Origin of the sequence: Rhodovulum sp. DZ06 (genome assembly GCF_050586345.1) — a bacterium.
Lineage (GTDB): Bacteria > Pseudomonadota > Alphaproteobacteria > Rhodobacterales > Rhodobacteraceae > JBOCEF01.
Map to the genome: position 1 here is coordinate 62,087 of NZ_JBOCEF010000005.1, position 23,839 is coordinate 85,925.

Below are 23,839 nucleotides of genomic sequence, written 5' to 3' on the forward strand. Positions count from 1 at the left end.
GCGGACGAATGAGCGGAATTCCTCACGACCACTATGAGCCGAAGACCGGCATCGAGAAGTGGCTTCATGCGCGTCTGCCGATCGTCGGCATGGCGTATGACACCCTGATGATCCCCACGCCCAAGAACCTCAACTGGATGTGGATCTGGGGCATCATCCTCGCCTTCTGCCTCGTGCTGCAGATCGCCACCGGCATCGTGCTGGTGATGCACTACACCCCGCATGTGGACCTCGCCTTCGCGTCGGTCGAGCACATCATGCGCGACGTGAACGGCGGCTGGCTGCTGCGCTACGCCCACGCCAACGGCGCCTCGCTGTTCTTCGTGGCGGTGTACCTGCACCTGTTCCGCGGCCTCTACTACGGGTCCTACAAGGCCCCGCGCGAGGTGACGTGGATCATCGGCATCCTGATCTACCTCGCCATGATGGCGACCGCGTTCATGGGCTACGTGCTGCCCTGGGGCCAGATGTCCTTCTGGGGCGCGACCGTGATCACCAACCTGTTCTCGGCGCTGCCGCTGGTCGGCCAGCCGATCGTCGAATGGCTGTGGGGCGGCTTCGCCGTCGACAACCCGACGCTGAACCGGTTCTTCTCGCTGCACTACCTGCTGCCCTTCGTGATCGCCGCGCTGGTCGCGGTCCACATCTGGGCCTTCCACCACACGGGCAACAACAACCCGACCGGCGTCGAAGTGCGCCGCGGGTCGAAGGAAGAGGCCGCGAAGGACACCGTTCCGTTCTGGCCCTACTACGTCATCAAGGACGTGTTCGCCCTGGCGGTCGTGCTGCTGGTCTTCTCGGCGTTCCTGTTCTTCATGCCGAACTACCTCGGCCACCCGGACAACTACATCGAGGCGAACCCGCTGGTGACCCCGGCGCACATCGTGCCCGAATGGTACTTCCTGCCGTTCTACGCGATCCTGCGCTCGATCACCGACGACGTCTGGCTGATCATGATCCTGCCGATCGACGGCAAGCTGGGCGGCGTCCTGGCGATGTTCGGCGCGATCGTCGTCATGGCCCTGGCCCCCTGGCTCGACACCTCCCGCGTGCGCTCCGGCCGCTACCGGCCGCAGTTCAAGTGGTGGTTCTGGCTGCTGGTGCTCGACTTCTTCATCCTGATGTGGTGCGGCGCCATGCCGGCCGAGGAGCCCTACGCGACCATCTCGCTGATCGCCTCGGCCTACTGGTTCGGCTACTTCCTGATCATCCTGCCGCTGCTGGGCGTGATCGAGAAGCCGCTGCCGCAGCCGGCGACCATCGAGGAAGCCTTCGAAGCCGACATGGCGAAGAAGTACGCTTCTTCCCCGGCCGAGTGATTGGCAGGAAAGGTAGAATGATGACCAAACTTTCCCGCATCCTGGCGGCCGCCGTGGTCGCCGCCCTCCCCGCCTCGGCCATGGCCGCCGGCGGGGGCGAGAGCCACATCGAGGACGTCGCGTTCTCGTTCGAGGGCCCGATGGGCGCCTATGACCAGGCTCAGCTGCAGCGCGGTCTGCAGGTGTTCAACGAGGTCTGCGCCGCCTGCCACGGCATGAAGTTCGTGTCGTTCCGCTCGCTCGGCGAGGAAAGCGGCCCGGGCTATGACGAGGAGCAGGTCAAGGCCCTCGCCGCCCTCTACGAGGTCGCGGACGAAGAAGGCGAGCCGGGCGATCTTCGACCGGCCGAGCCGACCGACAAGTTCCCGGAGAACACCTCCATGAACGCGCCGGACCTGTCGCTGATGGCCAAGGCGCGCGCGGGCTTCCACGGCCCCGCGGGCCTCGGGATCAACCAGCTCCTCAACGGCACCGGCGGGCCGGAGTACATCTACTCGCTGCTCACCGGCTACACCGGCGAGGAGAAGACCCAGGCCGGGACCATCCTCTACGGGAACCACACCTTCCCGGGCGGCTGGATCTCGATGACCCCGCCGCTGTCGGACGACCTGATCGAGTATGCCGACGGCACCCCGGCGACCGCGGAACAGATGGCCGAGGACGTGTCCGCCTTCCTGATGTGGGCGGCGGAACCGAAGATGCATGACCGCAAGGCGGCCGGCATCCGCAACTTCCTCTACATCGCCCTGCTGGCCGTGCTTCTGTACCTGACCAACAAGAAGCTCTGGGCCTCGGTGAAGAAGAAGAAGGCCGCCTGAGGCCCCGCCTCACGGCTGAAATGAAAGCGCCCGCCGGAGCGATCCGGCGGGCGCTTTTGCGTGTGGTGGGGGCGTCAGGCGCCGCGGCGGGACGAGGCTGCGCCGAGCCCGCAGAGCGCGAGCCCGAGCAGCGCCGCCGCCGGGGGCAGGGGCACGTCGCGCGGCGCGGCGTCCGTGGTCGGCCAGGCGGTGAACTCGGTCCCGGGCGGGAAGCCGGCGACGTTGATGAAGAAGCCCATGCCGGGGGCGATGCCCGAGCCGGTCCCGATCTCGAAATCGGCCGAGCTGGTGGTGGCGGAGTCGTCCGTCATCAGGCCGTGCCCGTCCGTCTCCGGCGGGGCGTCGGTGGCCGGGGTCCATTCGAAGTGGAAGTCGGTGAAGGTCTCGGACGTGTCGTTGACATACTCCTCGTAGAACCCGCCGGACGCGTCGGTGGAGAAGAAGAACGGGTCGAGAGAGGTCAGCGAGGTCGTCATCGGCATGGCGACGAGATCGATCTCGATCGTCATCGCGGCGGCGGGGGCGGCGAGGGAAAGCGCCCCGAACAGGGCGGCGCACAAGGCTTTGGATACTTGAATCATCTTGAAAACTCCTCTGGGCTGGAGGTCGTCAATTAAGGAGCATTCGAGCTGATTCGAGGAGCCCTCAAGTGTTCATCAAGAAAAAAAGCCCATTACATGACGCAACTGTTGGGGATTCGTTCAGGCGCCTGCCCGCGCCCAGCGGCACAGCACGTCGGCCCCGAGGCGCCGGTGCTCGACCAGCGTGAAGCGCGGCGCGTCGGCCAGCCGCGCGAGGCCCAGGTCGCCGATCCCCGGGCGGCTCTCGGCCCCCAGCGCCATCCCGGCGGCGCACCACCAGAGCTCGTCCACCAGGTCCGCCTTCAGCAGCGCGGCGGCCAGCATCCCGCCCCCCTCGCACATCGCGCGGGTGACGCCGCGGGCGCCGAGCAGCGACAGCCCCTCGGCCAGGTCCAGCATCCCGTCCGCGCCGCGGGGCAGGGCGGCGCAGGTCATCCCCGCCGCCTTCAGCGCCCCCACCCGCACCGGGTCGGCGTCGGGCGCGTGCAGCAGCAGCGCCCGGCGGGCCGCCGCCGTGCGGGCCAGCTGCGTGTCCGGGGACAGGCGCGCGCGCCCGTCGAACACCACCGGGTCGGGCGAGCGGTCCTCGAGCCCCGGCAGGCGGCAGGTCAGCGCCGGGTCGTCCGCCACCGCGGCGCCCGAGCCGACCAGGATCGCGTCGGAACGGGCGCGCAAGAGGTGCGCCTCGGCCCGCGCCTCGGGGCCGGTGATCCACTGGCTCTCGCCGCTCGCCAGCGCGATGCGCCCGTCGAGGGAGGCGCCCAGCTTCAGCGTCAGGTGGGGCCGCCCGCGGCGCAGGCGGGTCAGGAAGCCGACCTGGGCCGCCTCGGCCTCGGCGGCCATCAGCCCGATCTCCACCGCGACCCCGGCGTCGCGCAGCCGCCCGAAGCCGCGGCCCGAGACGCGCGGGTCCGGGTCCTGCAGCGGGCAGACCACGCGGGCCACCCCGGCGGCGATCAACGCGTCGCAGCAGGGGGGCGTGCGGCCATGGTGGGCGCAGGGCTCGAGGGTGACATAGGCGGTCGCGCCGCGCGCGGCCGCGCCGGCCTGCGCCAGGGCCATCGTCTCGGCATGGGGGCGGCCGCCGGGCTGGGTCCAGCCGCGGCCGACCACGCGGCCCCGGGCGACGATCACGCAGCCGACGGCGGGGTTCGGGGCGACCCGCCCCAGCCCGCGCGCGGCGAGCGAGAGCGCATGGGCCATGTGCCGCGCATCCTCGGCGCGGGGGGCGGCGGAACCGGTCATGGAGGGCCTCCGGGCCGGGTCAGGCGTCCGCGGGGGGGCGGAGCTGCGCGACGAAGGTCTCGAAATCGTCGGCTTCCTGGAAGTTCTTGTAAACGCTCGCGAAACGGACATAGGCGACGGTGTCGATCCGGGCCAGCGTCTCCATGACGATGGTGCCGATCTTGTCCGAGGGCACGTCGGTCTCGCCGGTGCTTTCCAGCCGCCGCACGATGCCCGAGATCACCTGCTCCACCCGGTCGGTCTCGACCGGGCGTTTCTGCAGCGCGATGCGGATCGAGCGGGAGAGCTTGTCGCGGTCGAAATCCTCGCGCCGCCCGTTGCGCTTGACGACGGTGAGGTCGCGCAGCTGCACCCGCTCATAGGTGGTGAAGCGCCCGGTGCATTCGGGGCAGAAGCGCCGGCGGCGGATCGCGGCGTGGTCTTCGGCGGGACGGCTGTCCTTCACCTGGGTGTCGGTATTTCCGCAGAAGGGGCAGCGCATGGGGTCTCCTCCGCTCAGGGCCGCCGCCACTATAGGGGCGCCGCGAGTCGTTGGGTAGGGGGGCGGGCCGCTCACGACATGCAGGGGCGCCCCATATGCGCGGAAGCGATGCGCGCAGGACTCAGCCCTCGCCGCCGGGCGGGCCCTCGGTCAACTCGCCGACATGCAGCATGGGGGCGAGGTCCTGGTCCTTGGCGTCCATCAGCATCGCCACCCGTTCCAGCGCGGCGACCAGCATCGCCTGCTCCCAGTCCTCGAGCTTGCCGAACTTCTCGGCGAAGGTCAGCTGCAGCGGGTCGGGCGAGGCGTCGAGCGCGGCCAGCCCGGCCTCGGTCGGCTGCACCCAGATCTGGCGGCGGTCGGTTTCGCCGCGCTTGCGCACCGCGAAGCCGCGGTTCTCGAGCTTGTCGATCAGCGCGGTGGCGGTGCCCTGGGCGACGCCGACGGACTGGGCGATGGTCTTGGCGGTGGCCTCGCCGCTTTCCTTGAGGATGCGCAGCACCATCAGCTGCGGCCCGGTCATCCGCGTCTCGCGCGCCAGGCTGCGCGAGGCGGTGTCGGCCGCGTGCAGAATCCGCCTGAGCGCCCGGAGGCTGCTGTCCACCCTGTCTTCCATCGCCCCCTCCGGCTGGTGACCACCCTTTTCATTCTCGTCGCGGAACCGGCGGCGAAGCGCAAGGCGCCCGGCGCGGGATTCGTTCAGGCCCTTGACAGCTGCGAAGGGCGAAACCTTCGTTGCGCGAAATTTATTTCGCGAAGCGAACGTTTCATGATGTCAGCATCCTATTGAATTTTAACGTGAAACGCGGGCGCAGATCGCGTTGCAAATCCATCATATCCTTCGCCCTTGAAAATGAAATCGAAGCACGTATGTTTTGCGTCCCGAAGCGATTTCAGAGGTAGCCATGTCCATCGCCGAAGCGAAAACCGCCGCGACTTCCGACGATCTGGTGTTCCGCGCCCCGGAGCCCGAGGACGGGAAAGCCGTGTGGGAGCTGATTCGCTCCTGCGGGCCGCTCGATGACAACTCCCTCTACTGCAACCTGCTGCAGTGCGATCATTTCGCCGACACCTGCATCCTGGCGGAGAAGGACGGCGAGGTCCTCGGCTGGATCTCGGCCTATCTTCCCCCGGCCGAGGAGGGCGTGCTGTTCATCTGGCAGGTCGCGGTCTCGGAGAAGGCGCGCGGCATGGGCCTTGCGGGGCGCATGCTCGACAAGCTGGTGGCGCGCAAGGTCTGCCGCGGCGTCCGCCGGATGAAGACCACCATCACCCCGGACAACGACGCGTCCTGGGCGCTGTTCCGCAGCTTCGCGCGCCGCATGGAGGCCCCCATCGAGGGCGAGCCGCATTTCGAGCGCGAGGCCCATTTCGGCGGAGAGCACGAGACGGAAGTCATGGCGGAGATCGGCCCTTTCGGCGCGCTCGCCCGGAAAGCCGCCTGAGGCTCGTGACCTGACGCGCCGCGCCGGGGGCCCGACCCGCCCCCGCCCGCCGCGCCGCACGATCCTTCACCACACGAAACATCCCCGCGGACGGCGCCCCATCGGCGCCGCGCCGGGCCCCCGGACCGAGGGGCCCGCGGGCCGCGCACAAGGAAACGACATCATGACCGACAAGACCCAGACCGCCGCCGAGACCGCTCCGAAACCCGTGCCCGCCGTGTTCGCGCGCCGCGAATCCGAGGTGCGCTCCTATTGCCGTTCGTTCCCGACCGAGTTCGTCTCGGCCTCGGGCGCGACGCTCCGGGATGCGGCGGGCCGCGAGTACATCGACTTCCTCGCCGGCTGCTCCTCGCTGAACTACGGGCATAACGACCCGGACATGAAGCAGGCCGTCGTCGACTACATCATGGCCGACGGCATCAGCCACGGCCTCGACATGCATACCGGCGCCAAGGCCGCGTTCCTCGAGGCGTTCGAGAAGATCATCCTCGAGCCGCGGGGCATGGACCACAAGGTGATGATGACCGGCCCGACCGGCGCCAACGCGGTGGAATCCGCGCTCAAGCTGGCGCGCAAGGTCACCGGCCGCACCAACGTCATCGCCTTCACCAACGGTTTCCACGGCATGACCCTGGGCGCCCTGGCCGCCACCGGCAACGCCGGCAAGCGCGGCGGCGCGGGGGTGGAGCTGAACGGCGTCACCCGCCTGCCGTATGAGGGCGCGATCGAGGGCGTCGACAGCCTCGCCTATATCGAGGCGATGCTCGACAACCCGTCCTCGGGCATCGATGCGCCCGCCGCGTTCCTGATCGAGCCGATCCAGGGCGAGGGCGGCCTCAACGACGCCTCGAAGCGCTTCCTGCAGGGGATCGAGAAGCTCGCGCGCAAGCATGGCGCGCTGCTGATCGCCGACGACATCCAGGCGGGCTGCGGCCGCTCGGGGACCTTCTTCTCGTTCGAGGAGATGGGCATCGAGCCGGACCTGATCCCGCTGGCCAAGTCGTTCTCGGGGATGGGCCTTCCCTTCGCCGCGCTGCTGCTGCGTCCGCATCTCGACCAGTGGAAGCCGGGCGAGCACAACGGCACCTTCCGCGGCAACGGCCACGCCTTCGTCGCCGCCCGCGTGGCGCTGGAGAAGTTCTGGTCGGGCGACGCCTTCGAGAAGGAGATCGCCCGCAAGGCCGAGATCCTGACCGCGCGCCTGTCGCGCATCGCCGAACGCACCGGCGGGCGCCTCAAGGGCCGCGGCATGATGCAGGGCGTCGATGTCGGCTCGGGCGAGCTGGCCGCCGAGATCTGCGCCAGGTGCTTCGAGATGGGCCTGATCATCGAGACCTCGGGCGCCCATGACGAGGTGGTCAAGGTGCTCGCGCCGCTGACCATCGACGAGGGGCTGTTCGAGCAGGGCCTGTCGATCCTGGAAGAGGCGACCGACGCCTGCGCGCCCTCGGCCGCCGCGAAGATCGCCGCCGAGTGACCCGGTCCGGCGCTCCCCACCCCCGGGGGGCGCCGACCACGCCGAAACGCACCGAATTATCGGGGCGCCGCCGCCATGCCGCGCGCAGGCCGCCCGACCGACGAGGAGAGACCGACATGATCATCCGCGACTTCAACGAAGCGAAGAAAACCGACCGCCGCGTGGCCGACGCCAAGTGGGAATCCGTGCGGATGCTGCTGGCCGACGACAAGATGGGCTTCAGCTTCCACATCACCACCATCGAGGGCGGCTCGGAGCACACCTTCCACTACAAGAACCATTTCGAGAGCGTCTACTGCGTCTCGGGCGAGGGCGAGATCGAGGACCTGGCCACCGGCGAGGTCCACCAGATCAAGCCCGGCGTGATGTACGCGCTGAACCTCCACGACAAGCACACCCTGCGCTGCCGCACCACCTGCGTCTTCGCCTGCTGCTTCAACCCGCCCGTGACCGGGACCGAGGTCCACCGCGAGGACGGCTCCTACGCCCCGGCGGAAGAGACGGAGACGGCCTGAGGCCGCGCCGATCCATGGCCGCGCCGCGCCCCCTTGGGGCGCGCGCGACCGGACCGAGCCTGACGCGACCACAGACAAGGACCGGGGCCGAGACGCCCCGGAAATCCACATGACCCATACGCCCAACGCTCATACCGTCGAGAAGATCGGCGGCACCTCGATGAGCCGCACGGACGAGCTGATCGACACCCTTCTCATCGGGGGCCGCGACACGGCCGACGTCTATGGCCGCGTCTTCGTCGTCTCGGCCTATGGCGGGATGACGGACAAGCTGCTCGAGAACAAGAAGACCGGCGCGCCCGGCGTCTACGGCGCCTTCGCGGGCGAGGACGGCGCGGCCGAGTGGATGCGCGCGCTGGACGAAGCCATGGCCGCGATGATCGAGGTCAACGCCCGCCTGGTCACCGACCCGGCCGACCGCGAGATCGCCGACAATTTCGTGCGCGAGCGGATCGAGGGCGCCCGCAACTGCCTGATCGATCTCGGGCGGCTCTGCTCCTACGGCCATTTCAAGCTCGACGAGCACCTGATGACGGTGCGCGAGCTGCTGTCGGGCCTCGGCGAGGCGCATTCGGCGCATAACACCGCGCTGCTGCTGCGCCGCCGCGGCGTCAACGCGCGCTTCATCGACCTGTCGGGCTGGCGGGACGAGACCTCGCCCGATCTCGAGCAGCGCATCGCGCAGGCCTTCGAGGGCGTGGATTTCGCCTCGCAGATGCCCATCGTCACCGGCTACGCCCAGTGCCGCGAGGGCCTGGTGAGCACCTTCGACCGCGGTTACTCGGAGGTCACCTTCTCCCGCATCGCCGCGCAGACCGGCGCGCGCGAGGCGGTGATCCACAAGGAGTTCCACCTGTCCTCGGCCGATCCGAAGATCGTGGGGCACGAGAACGTGCGCAAGATCGGGCGGACGAACTACGACGTGGCCGACCAGCTCTCGAATCTCGGGATGGAGGCGATCCACCCGCGGGCGGCCAAGACGCTGCGCCAGGCGGGCATCCCGCTGCGCGTCGCCAACGCGTTCGAGCCGGAGGACCCGGGCACGGTGATCGACGCCGAACTGGGCGGGCCCGCGCGGGTCGAGATGGTCACCGGCCTCGACGTCACCGAGATCGAGGTGTTCGAGCAGGACATGGTCGGGGTGAAGGGCTATGACGCCGAGATCCTGAAGGCGCTGGCCCGGCACAAGCTGTGGATCGTGGCCAAGTCCTCGAACGCCAACACGATCACGCATTACGTGCAGGGGCCGCTGAAGCGCGCCAAGCGCGTGGCCGAGGACGTGGCCGAGGCGTTCCCCGCCGCCCGCGTCCGGGCCCGCCGCCTGGCGCTGGTGTCCGCGATCGGGCGCGAGCTGACCGGCCTCGGGCCGCTCCGCCGGGCGCTCACCGCCTGCGATTCGGCCGGCATCGAGGTGTCGGCGGCGCAGGAGAACGGGCGCGGCGTCGACGTGATGCTGATGGTCCCGTGCGACCGCCGCGAGGATGCGATCCGCGCCCTGCACGCTGAGCTTGTGGAGGGCGAGGCCTGGGCCGCCGAGGCCGCTGACGCGCCGGTTGAAAACGACGCCGAGGCGGTTGAATCGGCGCCGCGCGCCCTCGACAAGGCGGCCTGATCGGGCCATCTCTGGGTCATCGGCGCGGGCGACTGTCCCTCGCGCTCGTCGATGCGAAGAAACGCCCCCGCGGAAGGCTCCGCGGGGGCGTTTTGCGTCGGCGCGGCGGGGGGGCGGCCGGGCTTGTCCGGGCGGCGTGCGCTCAGCCCCGCCTCAGTCCCCGCCTCAGCCCCTGTGGCGGCGCAGCAGGCCGAGCGCGCCGAGCCCCAGCGCCAGCAGCGCGGCGGGGCCGGGCAGGGGCACGTCCGCGGCCGCCGGGGCCAGCGCCGCCTCGTAGAACCCGAACGCGCTGCCGTCGAGCGTGTCGAAATCGCCCGAGGCGGAGAAGGTCGCGCTGATCCCCGGATCGGCGAGCGCGGCCATCAGCCCGGCATAGGCGCCCGGCGCCGAGGCGAGCGGCGCCGCGAAGGTGATCTCCAGCTCAAATGTAAGGGTGTGGCCGGCATAGCCCGGCCAGGAATAGCCGCCGCCCGCGCCGGACAGGCGCATCCGCTCGGTGGTGACGGTGAGCGCGGTGGTGAACCCGTCGGGGACCCCGACGGGGGCGTCGCTGAGGCTGAAGCTGAAATCGGCGCTGGAGACCGAGAGGTCGACCGTCCCGGCGGCCGAGGGGCCGGGCAGGGCGCCGCCGGTCCCCTCGAAGCTGACCGTGACGGGCGTGCCGGGGGCGCCGAAGCTGTAGGACCCGGCGGTGAAGGCGGCGCTGGTCACCGCGCCCTCCAGCGCGAGCGGCGCGGCGAGGGCGGCGGCAGGCGCCGCGAAGAAGAGCACGGATGCAGCGCAGAAACGGCGGGCGTATATCGACATTTTCAGAAAACCTTGCAGTGAACGAAAAGTGAAATGCGCCGTCACGCTCCGAACAGATCGCCGGAATTCACTCGGGCGCCTCTCGGATACTGCCGGAGGTCTCGGGTTTTCGTCAATGCGCGGGGAGGGGCGGCGGGGGGGCGGGGCCGTCCCCGCCCCCGGCCGCTCAGGGTTTCAGGCGCCAGCCGGTGTGGAACAGCTGCCGGCACAGCGCCGCGAGGGCCGCGATCACGCCCAGCGTCACCGCGAAGCCGATCCAGGGCGAGCCGTCCGAGACCCCCAGCGCGCCATGGCGGAACCCGTCGATCAGCCAGAAGATCGGGTTGGCATGGGCCGCCGCCTGCGCCCAGCCGGGCAGGGCGTCGAGGGTGTAGAACGTGCCGGACAGGAAGCTCAGCGGCGTGATCACGAAGTTCACGAAGGCCTGCATCTGGTCGAATTTCTGGCTGAACAGCCCGGCGAGGATGCCCAGCAGCGACATCATCGCCCCGCCCGCGAAGGCGAACCACAGCAGCCACAGCGGGTGCGCCGGGACCACGCCCGAGACGCTGAAGGCGATCAGCCCCGCCGCCGCCGCCACGCACATCCCGCGCGCCACGCCGCCGAAGACATAGCCGATCAGAAGTTCGGTCGCCGAGAGCGGCGGCATCAGCGTGTCGACGATGTTGCCCTGGATCTTGGAAATCAGGATCGAGCTCGCGGTATTGGCGAAGCTGTTCTGGATCACCTGCATCATCACGATGCCGGGCGCCAGGAAGGCGGCGAAGGGCAGGCCCATCACCTCGCCCCGCCGCGTCCCCAGCGCCAGGGTGAACACGGCCATGAACAGCGCGGCGGTGATCACCGGCCCCAGCAGCGTCTGCGTCCAGACATTGGTGAAGCGCCGCACCTCGCGCAGGCACAGCGTCCAGGCCCCCAGCGCGTTCCAGCGCCCGAAGCGGCGGGCGCCGAAGCCGGGCGCCTCGGGCGCAAGGCCGGCGGCGAGGGGGGCGGAGGCGCCCGGGGCTGCGGACTGGACCTGGGTCGGGGCGGCGGGATCGGTCATGCTGCGTCCTCCGGGGGGCGGAAAGCGGTCGGGCGGAAGCCGGGCGGGCGGGGCGTCGCCCCGCGGGCCGGGTCCGAGGAGATGGGGCGCCGGGGCGGGATTCGCCAGTTTTTTCGCCGCCGCCTGCGCGGGGCCTTGCGCGCCGGCCTTGCGCGGGGGGGGGGGGCGGCGGCGGGCGCCCGCCCGGGCGCGGCCTCTCGCCCGGCGTCGCCCGGCCCGCCTTGCTTCGCCGCGCAGGGAGATTAGAATAGGGCGCAGATGATCAAGCGGACCGGCCGCGGCGTCCTTCCCCGGCGGGAGGGCGACGGGGCCGGTTTCGCGTCCCCCCGATCCCGGCGCCTGCGCGCCGGGGGCGGCTGGCCCCGAGAGCCGCGCGCGCGTCCCCCGCGCCCCCCGCGCCCCGGACAGCTCCCCCCGGCCCCCGGCCCAGCAAGGAGCGACCGATGTCCTGGACCGACGAGCGCGTCGAGGCCCTCAAGGCCATGTGGAACGAAGGCAAGAGCGCCAGCCAGATCGCCAAGGCGCTCGGCGGCGTCACCCGCAACGCGGTGATCGGCAAGGTGCACCGCCTCGGGCTGTCCAACCGCACCGGCGCCCGCGGCGCCGCCAAGGACGCCGCCGCCCCGGCGGCCGAGGCCCCGGCGCCCGCCGCCGCCCCCGCGCCCGAACCCGCCGCCAAGGCCGAAGAGCCGCCCGCGGCCCCGGCCCGCGCGGCCGAGCCGGAGCCGGCCCCCGAGCCCGCGCCCGCCCCGCGCGCGGCCCCGGCGCCCGCCGCCGCCGCGCCCTCGGCGCCCGAGACCACGCCGCCGGTGCCGGTGGGCGGCACCTCGGCCGCCACGCACCTGTCGACCGAGGTCCCCGAGGAAGCGCGCCGCAACCTCGAGGCCGTCGAGAAGAAGGCCAAGCGGATCTCGCTGCTGCAGCTGACCGAGCGCACCTGCAAGTGGCCGATGGGCGACCCGGCGACCGACGACTTCTTCTTCTGCGGGCTGCAGAGCCAGCCGGGCAAGCCGTATTGCGAGGCGCATGTCGCCGTCGCCTTCCAGCCGATGAGCGCGCGGCGCGACCGCAGCCGCTCGCGCTGAGCCGCCGCCCGCCCGGCGCCGCCGGGGGCAGGGAGGCAGGAGAGACTCAAACGCCCCGCCCCGGGTTCCCGGGGCGGGGCGTTTTGTTGTGCGGCAGGGCCGGGGGGGCGCTGAAGGGCGCCGGTCGGCCGAGGGGCTCAGGGCAGGGCGCGGCGCCGGGCGGCGGGCGCCCCGGTCCTCGCGGCGCCCGGATCGGCCGCGGCCCTCGACCGGGCCGCGTCGCCATCCGCAGGCCAGGCCTCGTCGCGCCGGGCGTGGTCGCAGGGGGTGTCGCAGGAGGCGTCGTCACGGGGGATGCCGTCGCGCCGGGCGCCCTCGGCCTGCGCCCCGGCGCCTGCGTCCCGGCTCGGCGCCGGGTCCAGCGGCGCCTGCGCCTGGCGCAGCGCGGCCCCGGCGATCTCGGCCGCAAGGTCGCCGATCCGCTCCAGCGCCTTCGCGGTCAGCATCCAGCGCGCCCCCGCATCCACGGCGGCGGGGCTGGCCTGCATCTCGGCCCGCGCGGCGGCGAGGATGGCGTCGTAATGCCCGTCGATCCCGTCCTCGCGCCGCCGCACGGCGCGGGCGGCGGCCACGTCCTCCTGCTGCCAGGCGGTCAGCGCGTCCGACAGCTGCGCGCGCACCGACCGGCCCAACCGGTCCAGCGCCGTGGTCATCCGCGCCCCCGCCGCAGCCCCCGCGGGGGTCAGCCCGGCGGTGATCCCGGCGGCCCGGCGCAGCGCCGCGATCACCTTGATCGCGCAGAGGAGCGCCCGCAGGTCCCCCGCCACCGGCTGGCGCAGCGCGAGAAGCTGCGTCACCCGCCCCTCCAGCGCCGCGGCGGCGGGATCGAGGGCCCGGGCCCGGGCGCGGGCCAGTTCCAGCGCCACCGCGTCCTCGCGCGCCAGCGCCGCCAGCGCCTGGTCGAGCGCGAGCTCCGCCCCGCCGCCGAGCGCGGCGACGGCGGCGCAGAGGCGCGCCTGCTCCGCATCGAAGCGGCGGGGTCTGGGGCGGTCGAAAGCGTTCATGGCGCGGCAGGTCCGGCAGGGGCGGGGGGAGGGACGTTACGGCACCCTATCCGCGGCCCATGTCATCCGTGTGACCCACGGGAACGAAACGAAGAATCCCGCCCGAAGCTCCCGCGCGCCGCCGCGCACGCCGTCGCCCGTCGCAGCGTCGCCCCCGCCCCCACCCGCGCGCCTGCCGGGCGTCAGAGCTGGAACGGCGCCGGCGTCGCGGGGCCTTCCGCCGGGCGCCGTTCGGCCCCCGGCCCCGAGAATTCGACCGCCGCGCCCGCGTCCGGCGCCGCCCCGGGGACCGGGGTCGGGTCGCCGGGCGTCGCCCAGGCCGCGCCGCCCAGCGCGGGCAGCCAGATGGTGAAGGCCGCCCCCGCGCCCTGCGCGCTGCGCACCGTCAGCTCTCCGCGGTGCCGGGCCAGGATGTGCTTGACGATCGCCAGCCCCAGCCCGGTGCCGCCCTGGTCGCGGCTGCGCTTGATCGAGACGCGGTAGAACCGTTCCGTCAGCCGCGGCAGGTGCTCGCGCGCGATCCCCTCGCCGCTGTCGGCCACGGTGACGCCCACCAGGCCCGGATGGGTGGGCGAGGGCGGCTCGGGGAACACCCGCACCGGCTTGCCGCCGCCGTATTTCAGCGCGTTCTCCACCAGGTTGCTCAGCGCCTGCGACAGCTGGTGGCGGTCGCAGCGCACCACCGGCCCCTCGTCGAACGCCCCGGCGATCACCTCCACCCCCCGCTCCCGCGCCATCGGCTCCATCGCGTCGAGCACGTCGCGCACCACCGCGCCGAACGCCTCCTCGTCCGAGGGGCGGATGTGCTGGTTCAGCTCGATGCGGTTGAGCGACAGAAGGTCGTCCACCAGCCGCTGCATCCGCTCGGCCTGCGCCTGCATGATGCCCATGAACCGCTCCTGCGCCTCGGGGTCGTCCTTCGCCGGGCCCTGCAGGGTCTCGAGGAAGCCGCGGATCGAGGCGAGGGGCGTGCGCAGCTCGTGGCTGGCATTGGCGATGAAGTCGGTGCGCATGCGGATCGACTGCATCTCCTGGGTGCGGTCCTCGAACAGGCAGAGCACGTGGCGCGCGCCGGGATCGCCGCCGAGGTCGACCTCGCCGTCGAGATGCGCGCGGATCACCAGCCCCCGGTCGCCGTGCAGCGTGAAGTCGAAGCTGTGCACCTCGCCCCCGTTCAGCGCCGCGGACAGCGCCTCGAGGAAGTCGGGATTGCGGAAGGTCATGGAATAGTGCTCGCCCACCCGCAGCCGCTCGAACAGCGTGTGCGCGGCGGGGTTGGCGAAGATCACCCGCCCGTCCTGGTCCACCAGCAGCAGCGGGCGGGGCAGGCGGGCCAGCGCCCGGCGCCCCAGCCCGATGGCCCGCTCGGCCGCGTCGGCGCGGGCGCGGGCGGCGCGCAGCTCGGCGTCATGCGCCGCGGCCTCGGCGTCGGCGGCCCGCTGCCGCGCCGCGGCCGAGGGGCGGTCGAGCCAGGCGACCAGCGCCCCGCCCCCCAGCCCCGCGAGGATCGCCGCGGCGCTGGCCCCGAACGAGGCGCCCGAGGCGGCGGCGGCGAGCCCCCCGGCGGAGGCGCCGAGGGCGGGGAGCAGGGCGGCGAGGGTCGCGGGGATCACGGCGGGTGGGCCTCGTGCAGGAAGGGGCGTGGAAGGGCCAGCCCTAGCACGGCCCATGCGGCGGCGCGAAGCAGGATTGCCTTCATGGAATCATCATATACTTACGCAAGGCAGACTGTTCCGACGCCCCGAGAGGATGGAGCCCCGCCATGATCCGCTACGCCCTGAAATGCGCGGACGGACACCATTTCGAAAGCTGGTTCGCCTCCAGCGCCGCCTTCGACGCCCTCAAGCAGGACGGGCTGCTGTCCTGCGCCATCTGCGGCGGCGAGAAGGTGGAGAAGGCGATCATGGCCCCCGCCGTCTCGGCCGCCACCCGCAAGGACGCCGCCCCGGCGCCCGCCGCTGCGCCCGCCGCCCCGGCCGCGCCCGCGCCGGCCCCCGCGCCGGGTCCCGGCGGCGCCGCGCTCTCCGCCCCCTCTTCGCAGCTCGAGGCCGCGATCCGCGCCCTGCGCGAGAAGGTCGAGGCGAATGCCGAGAATGTCGGCCGCCGCTTCGCGCGCGAGGCCCGCGCGATCCACGAGGGCGAGGCCGACGCCCGCCCGATCTATGGCGAGGCCTCGGGGGCCGAGGTGAAGGAGCTGGCCGAGGAGGGGATCGAGGTCGCCCCGCTGCCCTGGACCACCCGCCGCGACGCCTGACCGCGGGCGGCCGGGCGAAAGGCGCCGGACAGGGGACGCCGGGCGGGGGGCGCCGGGCGGAGGGCGCCTGACCGCGGGCGGCCGGGCGGAGGGCGCCGGGCAGGGGATGCCGGGCGGGGCGCGCGCCCGCGGCGGCGCAGCCGACGCCCCGGCCGCGACGGGGGCGCGTTCCCCCTTGGCGGGCGGATCCCCGGGGTGAAGCGCCCCGCCGTCCCGCCGACCGCGCGCCGCCGCCCCGCGCCGTCCGCCGCCTGCCCGCGCTTTGCGCAGACCGCGCCCCGGGCGCCACCACCTGCGGCGCCCGCGCCCCTGCGACCCCCAAGCGGCGCCATGCCTCTTGCCCAATGCGCCGTCCTGGGCCACCCTTTTTCCAATGGACGGCGCGGGCCGTCCCCCAACGGGACCTGATCCGACCGAAAGGAGCGCCCTTGGCGCAGAGCCGACAGCCCGAAGACGGCGCCCTCCTGATGGAGGAGCGGGGCGCGCCCCAGGCGGGCGAGACCGTCCTTGAGTTTCCCGACAATCGCCTTCTCATCGACCTGTGCGGCCCCCACGACGCCCACCTGGTGATGATCGAGAAGGCCGCCGGCGCGGTCATCGTGCGCCGCGGCAACCAGCTCGTCCTGCATGGCGGGGCCGAGCCGCGCGGCCGTGCGTCCGACGCGCTCCAGGCCCTCTGGCGCCGCCTCAAGGAGGGCCGCGGGGTGGAGCCGGGGGACGTCGACGCCGCCCTGCGCTTCGGCGAGGCGCCGCCCGCCCCCGCGCCCGGCGCCGGCGGCGGCGGCCAGGCCGACCAGCTGGAGATGTTCGCGGGCGGCGCCCTCGCCATCCGCACCATCAAGAAGACGGTCGAGCCGCGCACGCCCCACCAGGCCGATTACGTGCGCCTGCTGTTCAAGCATGAACTGGTCTTCGGCCTCGGGCCCGCGGGCACCGGCAAGACCTATCTCGCCGTCGCCGCCGCGGTGTCGATGTTCCTTGAGGGCCGGGTCGACAAGATCATCCTCTCCCGCCCCGCCGTCGAGGCGGGCGAGCGCCTCGGCTTCCTGCCCGGCGACATGAAGGAGAAGGTCGATCCCTACATGCAGCCGCTCTACGATTCGCTGAACGCGCTGCTGCCGCCGCGCCAGGTGCAGCGGCACGTGGAGGAAGGGAAGATCGAGATCGCCCCCCTCGCCTTCATGCGCGGGCGCACCCTCTCCAACGCCTTCGTGGTGCTGGACGAGGCGCAGAACACCACCGAGATGCAGATGAAGATGTTCCTGACCCGCCTCGGGGAAGGATCGCGCATGGCGGTGACCGGCGACGTGAGCCAGATCGACCTGCCGCGCGGCGTGCCCTCGGGCCTCGTCGCCGCGGCGCGGATCCTCGACGGGGTGAAGGGCGTCGGCTTCGTGCGCTTCGCGGCCGAGGACGTGGTGCGCCACCCGCTCGTCGCCCGGATCATCGAGGCCTATGACCGCGATGGCGGCCAGCCCGTCGGCGGCCCGCCGCCGCGCCGCGACCCGGCGTATCGGCGCGAGGCCCAGGGCGTCTCCGGCGAGGAGGCATGACCGCCGCGTCCCCCTCCGCGGGCCCTTCTGCGGCCCCTTCCGCGGCCGAACCGGAGCCCGAGCCTTCGGGCCCCGCCTGGCCGCGCATCGACCTCGCGCTCGAGGACCCGGACTGGGACGCGCTGCCGGACCCGGAGGGGCTGCTGGCCCGCGCCTGCGCCGCAGGGTTCGCCGCGGCGGGGCTGTCCGCGGAGGGCTGGTCGGTGTCGGTCCTGCTCGCCTCGGACGCCGAGATCGCGGCGCTGAACCTCGACCATCGCGGCAAGCCGGGGCCGACCAACGTGTTGTCCTGGCCCGCGCATGACCTCGCGCCCGAGGCCGAGGGCGACGCGCCCCCGGCCCCGCCGGACCCCGACCCGATGCCGGGCGAGGAGGCCGAGGAGATCGGCGATCTCGCCCTCGCCTTCGGAGTCTGCGCCGCCGAGGCGCGGACCGGGGGGCTGACGCTTGCGGATCACGTGACGCACCTTGCGCTGCATGGAACGCTGCATTGCCTCGGCTATGACCATATTTCCGACGCGGATGCGGAGTTGATGGAAGGGCTGGAATCCCGCGCCATGCTGGCGATGGGCCTGCGCGATCCCTATCTGCCCGTGGACTGACCGCGCGGCGGCGATGATTTCAACGGCCGGGGATGGTCCCCGGCGGTCGGGGGGAACCCCGAAGGTCGGGGGAAACCCCGACGAGACGGTCGGGGGGAACCCCGACGAGGCGGTCCGGGAGGCGGGCCGCTGCAAGCGACTGAAAGGCACGAGACGGAACCTGGACCATGGAGAGTGTGGGCGAGAACGGCGGCGGTGCGCCGGGAGGAGCCTCGGCGGCCGAGCCGGGGCAGAGTAGCGGCGCGGGCCCCGCGCCTGCCGCGCAGGCGCAGACCGCGGCCATGCGCGCCGCGCCCGAGGGCGGCGGCCATCGCGGATCGCTCTTCGGGCGGCTGTTCGGCTTCGGCCCGCATCCCGCCGCCCCGCCCGAGGAGCCGGGCGCCCCGGATCCCGAGCAGGCCGCCGCCGAGCAGGCCGCGGGCGAGCGCGAGATGCTCGTCAACGTGCGCAAGCTGCGCGACAAGCGGGTCTATGACATCATGGTCCCGCGCGGCGACATCGCGGCGGTGGAGATCGAGGAGCCGCTGGAGGCCGTCCTCGACGTGTTCCGCGACACCCGCCACACCCGCCTGCCGGTCTATGTCGACACGCTCGACGACCCGCAGGGCTTCGTGCACCTCAAGGACGTCGCGCTGCATCACGGCTTCGGCGAGGGGAACGGCGAATTCGACCTGCGCCGCTTCCTGCGCCCCGTCCTCTACGCCCCGCCCTCGATGCCGATCGGCGCGCTGTTGCAGAAGATGCAGCGCCAGCGCGTGCACATGGCGCTGGTGATCGACGAATATGGCGGCGTCGACGGGCTGCTGACCATCGAGGACCTGATCGAGCAGATCGTGGGCGAGATCGAGGACGAGCACGACGTGGCCGACGAGGCCCGGTTCCGGGAGCTCGCCCCCGGCGTGTTCGCCGCCGACGCGCGGGTCGAGCTCGAGGATTTCGAGGAAGCCGCGGGGGTGGACCTTCTGCCCGACGGCCAGCACGAGGAGCTGGACACGCTCGGCGGGCTGGTCTTCGTGATGGCCGGGCGGGTGCCGGGCCGGGGCGAGGTGATCCAGCACGCTGACGGGCACGAGTTCGAGGTGATCGACGCCGATCCGCGCCGCATCAAGCGGCTGCGGGTGCGCCTGGCGGGCGCCTCGGCGATCCCGCGCGCGGCGGAGTAAACCGCCGCAATCCTGCGCCGCGGCCCGGGCCCTGGCCGGCGGCGGACCGCCGCCTGCTGCCGCGAACGGGGGCTCGTCCCCCTTGAGCGGCCGCACGCGCCCTCCGGCAGGGCGGCGCGCCGGGGCCGGAGACCGGCGGGACGGCCGGGCTCGGGGGGAGCAAGCCCCCCGCTCGCCCGGCCGCGCGCAGCCCCGCCTGCGCCGGGCCGCGCGGGGCGCGCGACGTCCGGGCCGGGCGCGCCGGGGCAGGGGCGCCGTCCCGCGCGCCCGCGGCGATCCAGGCCGCCCGCCGCGCAGTCCCGGCGTCCTCTCGCCGCTCTCCTCCCGCCCCCCCGCGCGCATCCGTCCCACGTTCCCGCCGACGCCTCGCGCCGGTTTGAGGGGGCGCCCCGCGCGGCGGCGCCCTATGCTGCGCCCCGCGCTGGACCGTGCCCGGCCGCGCGTCCGCCGCACGCTTCCACCCTCCGCCCCCAATCGCCCGAGCCGCCTGCCGCATGTCCTTCTCCTCCCTGCTCCCCGCCCTCGGCTTCACCGCCGAAGGCGCCGTCCCTCCCCGCCGCGCGGGCCTGCGCCGGGCCGCCGCCGCGGTGCTGCTCGGCGTCCTGCTGACCGCCGCGCAGCCGCCCTACGGGCTGTGGCCCGCGGCCCTGCTGGGCTGGGGCCTCGCCGCGCTGCTCTGGGCCGAGGCGGCGGCGCGCGGGCCGCTTGCCGCCTTCTTCGCGGGCTGGGCGCTGGGGACCGGCGCGTTCCTGTCGGGCCTGTGGTGGATCGGCGAGGCGTTCTTCGTCGACGCCGCCCGCCATGGCTGGATGGCGCCCTTCGCCATCGCGGGGCTCGGGGCCGGGCTGGGCCTGTTCTGGGGCCTCGCCTTCGCCGCCGCCGCGCGGCTGGCGCGCCCCGGCGCCGCCCCCGCCGCCCCGTCCGGCCTGCCCGCGGCGCTCCTCTTCGCCGGGGCGATGGCGGCGGTGGAATACGCCCGCACCCATGTCCTCACCGGCTTTCCCTGGGGCCTTCCGGCCTATGCCCTGTCCCAGACCCCCGTTGCGCAGGCCGCCTCCTTCCTCGGCCCGCACGGGCTGGGCCTCGCGCTGATCCTCGGGCCCGCCGCCGCCGCCCTTGTCCGCCGCCGCCCCCCGCGCCTCGCCGCCGCCGCCCTCTCCCTCGCCGCCCTCGCCGCGGCCTGGAGCTGGGGCGCGGGGCGCGAGGCCGCCGCGCCCGCGCCCGGCCTTGAGGCGCCGGTCCTGCGCCTCGTGCAGCCCAACGCGACGCAGGCCGACAAGTGGCGCCCCGAGCTCGCCGCCATGTGGTTCGACCGCCTGCTGGCCCTCAGCGCCGCGCCGGAGGGGGACTCCGTCCCCGACCTGGTGATCTGGCCCGAGACCGCGGGTCCCTGGCTGCTGAAGCGCGAGCCGGAGGTGCGCGCGCGCATCGCCGAAGCCGCCGGGGGGGCGCCGGTCCTCCTCGGCGTGCGCCGGGTCGGCGTGGACGCGCGCGGCACGGGCGAGTGGCGCAACGCCGTGCAGGCGCTCTCCCCCGCGGGCGAGATCATCGCGAGCTATGACAAGCACCACCTGGTGCCCTTCGGCGAATACGTCCCCCTCGGCTCGGTCATGCACCGGATCGGCCTCGGGGCCTTCGTCGGGGCCTCCTTCGGCTCCGGCCCCGGCCCGGCGGCGCTGGACCTGCCGGGGCTGCCGCGCGCCCAGCCCCAGATCTGCTACGAGACGATCTTCCCGCACGAGGTGCTGCGCGGCGCCGCCCGCCCGGCCTGGATCGTGCAGGTGACCAACGACGCCTGGTTCGGCGCCTCGGCCGGGCCGTGGCAGCATTTCCACCAGGCCCGGATGCGGGCGATCGAGCAGGGGCTGCCCGTCGTGCGCGCCGCCAATACCGGCATCTCGGCGGTGATCGACGCGCGCGGGCGCACGCTGGCGGCCCTGCCGCTGAACGAGGCGGGCGCGCTGCAGGCCGCGCTGCCGCCCGCCGACCCGCCGACGCCTTACGCCCGGACCGGCGACTGGCCCGCCATCGCCGCGATCCTCGCCTGCCTCGCCCTTGGCGCCGCAACCCGGTTCTTGTACAGATCGTGAATACACAGGCGGCGGCGATGCATCGGCGCGACGGTCCGGCGCGGTTCGTCCCCCGGCGGCGTCCCCGCCCCGGGCGCAGCTTGACGCGCTTTCCCCCGCTCGCCTAGGAGGGGGCCTTCCGCCCCCGGCCTCCCCCGGACCGGGGCGTCTTCCGGTTCGCCCTTCACGGGGCTCGAGTACGAGGAAACAACGCACGTGGCCCGTCAGAACTACGTCTTCACCTCCGAATCCGTCTCCGAAGGTCATCCCGACAAGGTCTGCGACCGGATCTCGGACGCGATCCTCGACGCCTACCTCGCCGAGGAGCCCTACGCCCGCGTCGCCGCCGAGACCCTCGCCACCACCAACCGCGTCGTGATCGGCGGCGAGGTGCGCGGCCCCCACTCGGTGCTGCAGCGCGTGGACGAGATCGTGCGCGATTGCGTCAAGGACATCGGCTACGACCAGGCGGGCTTCTCCTGGCGCAACGTCGCCATCGACTGCCACCTGCACGAACAGTCGGCCGATATCGCCCAGGGCGTGGACGCGGCCGGCGAGAAGGACGAGGGCGCGGGCGACCAGGGCATCATGTTCGGCTTCGCGGTCGACGAGACCCCGGACCTGATGCCCGCCCCGATCTATTACGCGCACAAGATGCTCAAGCGCCTGGCCGAGGTCCGCAAGTCGGGCGAGGCCGCGCAGCTCGGCCCGGACGCCAAGTCCCAGCTTTCCGTGCGATACGAGAACGGCAAGCCCGTGGGCGTGACCTCGCTGGTGCTGTCGACCCAGCATATCGACGACAAGATGTCCTCCGCCGACGTGCGCGACCTCGTGGAGCCTTACATCCGCGAGGTGATCCCGCAGGGCTGGCTGACCGACGAGACCGAGTGGCACGTGAACCCCACCGGCAAGTTCGTCATCGGCGGGCCGGACGGCGACGCGGGCCTGACGGGGCGCAAGATCATCGTCGACACCTATGGCGGCGCGGCCCCGCATGGCGGCGGCGCGTTCTCGGGCAAGGATCCGACCAAGGTCGACCGCTCGGCCGCCTATGCCGCGCGCTACCTGGCCAAGAACGTCGTCGCGGCGGGCCTGGCGAAGAAATGCGTGCTGCAGCTGTCCTACGCCATCGGCGTCTCGAAGCCGCTGTCGATCTATGTCGACACCTTCGGCACCGGCACCGTGGATGAAGCGGCCATCGAGGCGGCGGCGGCCAAGGTCATGGACCTGACCCCGCGCGGCATCCGCGAGCATCTCGGCATGAACCGCCCGATCTACCAGCGCACCGCCGCCTACGGGCATTTCGGCCGTGCGCCCGAGGCGGACGGCGGCTTCTCGTGGGAGAAGACGGACCTCGTCGACGCCTTCAAGGCCGCGGTCTGATCCGGGCGGGGGCGCCCCGGTTGCGCCCGGCCTTCGGCCGACGGCGCCCGGGCGACGTGGGGGGGCCGACGCATTGCGTCGGCGGGGCTAGCCCCTTCCTCCCCCCCACACCCCCCCATCCCATGACTCTCGAGGTCGGCGCGCCGGGAAACCGGCGCGTCGACCTCGTTCCGGGGGCGCCCGGCTTGCATCCTTCCCCCGAGAAGTGACAAAAGCCCCCTGGCGGCCCGCGCCCGGCCCAAGCAGCTCAGAGGACACGGCGGATGACCAGCGACGACGCGAAACCGACCGGCGCTCTTGCGCCCTCCGGCGCGGGCGCCCCCGCGCCCTCCACCGCGCTGCCCGACGCGGCGCCCGGAGAGGCCCCCGGCGGCGGGCCCGAGCGCGAGGACGGCGCCCCCTGGCGCAACTTCCACGGCCGCCGTCACGGCAAGACCCTGCGCAAGGGCCAGGTCGAGCACCTGGAGACCACGCTGGCCGAGGTCGCCGTGCCGAACGTCACCTGGGCCGACAACCCCGAGCGCAAGCAGATCGACCCGGCGGCCATGTTCAAGACCCCCCCGCGGGAGATCTGGCTCGAGGTCGGCTTCGGCGGCGGCGAGCACATGCTGGGCGTGGGCGAGGCGAACCCGGATGTCGGCGTGATCGGCTGCGAGCCCTTCATCAACGGCGTCGCCATGCTGCTCTCGCACATGACCGACCGGGGGATCGAGAACGTGCGCGTCCATGCCGGGGACGCGCGCGACCTGATGGACGTGCTGCCCGCGGGCTCGATGGACCGGGCGTTCCTGCTGTACCCCGACCCCTGGCCCAAGACCCGCCACCACAAGCGGCGCTTCATGAACCCGGACAATCTCGACCAGCTGGCGACCGTCCTGCGGCCGGGGGCCGAGCTGCGGGTGGCGACGGACATCCCCGACTATGCGCGCCACTCGCTGGCCGCCGCCTTCGATCACCCGGCGTTCGAGTGGCTGGCCGAGCGGCCGGGCGACTGGAATGAGCCCTGGGAGGGCTGGGTGCGCACGCGCTACGAGGCGAAGGCCCTGCGCGAGGGGCGCACGCCCTGCTACCTGCGCTTCCGCCGGAAGTAAGCGCGTGGCGCTTGATGACGAAGGGGCGGCGCCGCCTGGCGCCGCCCCTTCGCGTTTCGGTGGAACGGTCCCGCACGCGCCCGGCGGCGTCCCGCCGCCTGCGGCCGCGAACGGGGGGCTTGTCCCCCCTGAGCGGCCGCATCCTCCCCACGTCCGGGCAGGCGCGCGGGCCGGTGCCGGGGTCGGGGCCGGGGCGGGGCGTCCGGCGGGCGGAGCGGCCGGGCTCGGGGAGGCGCAAGGCCCCCCGCTCGCCCGCCCGCGCGCGGCCCGGCGCTGCCCCCCCGGCGCCG

General features: G+C 73.2%; 22 protein-coding genes. 14 read left to right on the top strand and 8 right to left on the bottom strand.

Features of this window, described 5'->3' with window-relative positions; genetic code table 11:
• The first annotated feature begins 8 nt into the window (after positions 1–8).
• Entirely contained in the window at positions 9–1,319 is a 1,311-nt protein-coding gene (gene petB / locus ACQ5SO_RS03840; protein ID WP_430940256.1) for a cytochrome b, read from the top strand.
• A 20-nt stretch (positions 1,320–1,339) separates the two neighbouring features.
• Complete coding sequence (locus tag ACQ5SO_RS03845) at positions 1,340–2,137, top strand: cytochrome c1 (protein WP_430940257.1); 798 nt, start codon at positions 1,340–1,342, stop codon at positions 2,135–2,137.
• A gap of 74 nt (positions 2,138–2,211) precedes the next feature.
• Here ACQ5SO_RS03845 and ACQ5SO_RS03850 read toward each other — a convergent pair whose 3' ends face one another.
• The 4 genes from ACQ5SO_RS03850 to ACQ5SO_RS03865 form a co-directional block, all read right to left on the bottom strand.
• Positions 2,212–2,718, bottom strand: coding sequence for a hypothetical protein (locus ACQ5SO_RS03850; protein ID WP_430940258.1), 507 nt, complete (start codon positions 2,716–2,718; stop codon positions 2,212–2,214).
• A 120-nt stretch (positions 2,719–2,838) separates the two neighbouring features.
• Positions 2,839–3,963, bottom strand: a complete 1,125-nt coding sequence (gene ribD / locus ACQ5SO_RS03855) for a bifunctional diaminohydroxyphosphoribosylaminopyrimidine deaminase/5-amino-6-(5-phosphoribosylamino)uracil reductase RibD (RefSeq protein WP_430940259.1) — start codon at positions 3,961–3,963, stop codon at positions 2,839–2,841.
• A gap of 19 nt (positions 3,964–3,982) precedes the next feature.
• Positions 3,983–4,444: a transcriptional regulator NrdR gene (nrdR, locus tag ACQ5SO_RS03860; protein ID WP_430940260.1), complete on the bottom strand. Its 462-nt coding sequence runs from the start codon at positions 4,442–4,444 to the stop codon at positions 3,983–3,985.
• A 121-nt stretch (positions 4,445–4,565) separates the two neighbouring features.
• Positions 4,566–5,060, bottom strand: coding sequence for a MarR family winged helix-turn-helix transcriptional regulator (locus ACQ5SO_RS03865; protein WP_430940261.1), 495 nt, complete (start codon positions 5,058–5,060; stop codon positions 4,566–4,568).
• Positions 5,061–5,349: 289 nt separating this feature from the next.
• Here ACQ5SO_RS03865 and ectA point away from each other — a divergent pair, with 289 nt between their 5' ends.
• From ectA to ACQ5SO_RS03885, 4 genes are all read left to right on the top strand, one after another.
• Positions 5,350–5,889, top strand: coding sequence for a diaminobutyrate acetyltransferase (ectA, locus tag ACQ5SO_RS03870; RefSeq protein WP_430940262.1), 540 nt, complete (start codon positions 5,350–5,352; stop codon positions 5,887–5,889).
• 163 nt (positions 5,890–6,052) lie between these two features.
• Complete coding sequence (gene ectB / locus ACQ5SO_RS03875; protein ID WP_430940263.1) at positions 6,053–7,366, top strand: diaminobutyrate--2-oxoglutarate transaminase; 1,314 nt, start codon at positions 6,053–6,055, stop codon at positions 7,364–7,366.
• A gap of 116 nt (positions 7,367–7,482) precedes the next feature.
• Positions 7,483–7,881, top strand: coding sequence for an ectoine synthase (locus tag ACQ5SO_RS03880; RefSeq protein WP_430940264.1), 399 nt, complete (start codon positions 7,483–7,485; stop codon positions 7,879–7,881).
• A 109-nt stretch (positions 7,882–7,990) separates the two neighbouring features.
• On the top strand, positions 7,991–9,493 hold the full coding sequence (locus ACQ5SO_RS03885) for an aspartate kinase (RefSeq protein ID WP_430940265.1): 1,503 nt from the start codon (positions 7,991–7,993) through the stop codon (positions 9,491–9,493).
• Positions 9,494–9,658: 165 nt separating this feature from the next.
• Here ACQ5SO_RS03885 and ACQ5SO_RS03890 read toward each other — a convergent pair whose 3' ends face one another.
• Together ACQ5SO_RS03890 and ACQ5SO_RS03895 are read right to left on the bottom strand one after the other, a co-directional pair.
• On the bottom strand, positions 9,659–10,300 hold the full coding sequence (locus ACQ5SO_RS03890; protein ID WP_430940266.1) for a hypothetical protein: 642 nt from the start codon (positions 10,298–10,300) through the stop codon (positions 9,659–9,661).
• Between the two features lie 166 nt (positions 10,301–10,466).
• A complete protein-coding gene (locus tag ACQ5SO_RS03895; protein ID WP_430940267.1) occupies positions 10,467–11,345 on the bottom strand; it encodes an ABC transporter permease in 879 nt (292 codons plus the stop codon).
• A gap of 443 nt (positions 11,346–11,788) precedes the next feature.
• On the opposite strand from ACQ5SO_RS03895, the gene ACQ5SO_RS03900 reads away from it, so the two are divergent.
• Positions 11,789–12,430, top strand: coding sequence for a GcrA family cell cycle regulator (locus ACQ5SO_RS03900; RefSeq protein WP_430940268.1), 642 nt, complete (start codon positions 11,789–11,791; stop codon positions 12,428–12,430).
• Between the two features lie 137 nt (positions 12,431–12,567).
• Here the strand turns inward: ACQ5SO_RS03900 and ACQ5SO_RS03905 are convergent, their stop codons facing one another.
• Both ACQ5SO_RS03905 and ACQ5SO_RS03910 read right to left on the bottom strand, forming a co-directional pair.
• Complete coding sequence (locus ACQ5SO_RS03905; protein ID WP_430940269.1) at positions 12,568–13,434, bottom strand: phosphate signaling complex PhoU family protein; 867 nt, start codon at positions 13,432–13,434, stop codon at positions 12,568–12,570.
• A gap of 182 nt (positions 13,435–13,616) precedes the next feature.
• The gene (locus tag ACQ5SO_RS03910) at positions 13,617–15,047 is read right to left on the bottom strand and encodes an ATP-binding protein (RefSeq protein ID WP_430940270.1); all 1,431 of its coding nucleotides are present in this window, start codon (positions 15,045–15,047) and stop codon (positions 13,617–13,619) included.
• 149 nt (positions 15,048–15,196) lie between these two features.
• On the opposite strand from ACQ5SO_RS03910, the gene ACQ5SO_RS03915 reads away from it, so the two are divergent.
• From ACQ5SO_RS03915 to trmB, 7 genes are all read left to right on the top strand, one after another.
• Entirely contained in the window at positions 15,197–15,688 is a 492-nt protein-coding gene (locus ACQ5SO_RS03915) for a DUF1178 family protein (RefSeq protein WP_430940271.1), read from the top strand.
• Between the two features lie 467 nt (positions 15,689–16,155).
• Positions 16,156–17,241: a PhoH family protein gene (locus ACQ5SO_RS03920; protein WP_430940336.1), complete on the top strand. Its 1,086-nt coding sequence runs from the start codon at positions 16,156–16,158 to the stop codon at positions 17,239–17,241.
• On the top strand, positions 17,238–17,843 hold the full coding sequence (gene ybeY, locus ACQ5SO_RS03925) for an rRNA maturation RNase YbeY (RefSeq protein WP_430940272.1): 606 nt from the start codon (positions 17,238–17,240) through the stop codon (positions 17,841–17,843). Before ACQ5SO_RS03920 ends, ybeY begins: the two co-directional genes overlap by 4 nt.
• A gap of 167 nt (positions 17,844–18,010) precedes the next feature.
• Complete coding sequence (locus tag ACQ5SO_RS03930; RefSeq protein ID WP_430940273.1) at positions 18,011–19,006, top strand: hemolysin family protein; 996 nt, start codon at positions 18,011–18,013, stop codon at positions 19,004–19,006.
• A gap of 494 nt (positions 19,007–19,500) precedes the next feature.
• Positions 19,501–21,096 (top strand): apolipoprotein N-acyltransferase, encoded by a 1,596-nt coding sequence (lnt, locus tag ACQ5SO_RS03935; protein ID WP_430940274.1) that lies wholly within the window; start codon positions 19,501–19,503, stop codon positions 21,094–21,096.
• Positions 21,097–21,291: 195 nt separating this feature from the next.
• Positions 21,292–22,458, top strand: coding sequence for a methionine adenosyltransferase (metK, locus tag ACQ5SO_RS03940; protein ID WP_430940275.1), 1,167 nt, complete (start codon positions 21,292–21,294; stop codon positions 22,456–22,458).
• Positions 22,459–22,721: 263 nt separating this feature from the next.
• Positions 22,722–23,549, top strand: coding sequence for a tRNA (guanine(46)-N(7))-methyltransferase TrmB (gene trmB / locus ACQ5SO_RS03945; RefSeq protein ID WP_430940276.1), 828 nt, complete (start codon positions 22,722–22,724; stop codon positions 23,547–23,549).
• Positions 23,550–23,839: the final 290 nt, after the last annotated feature.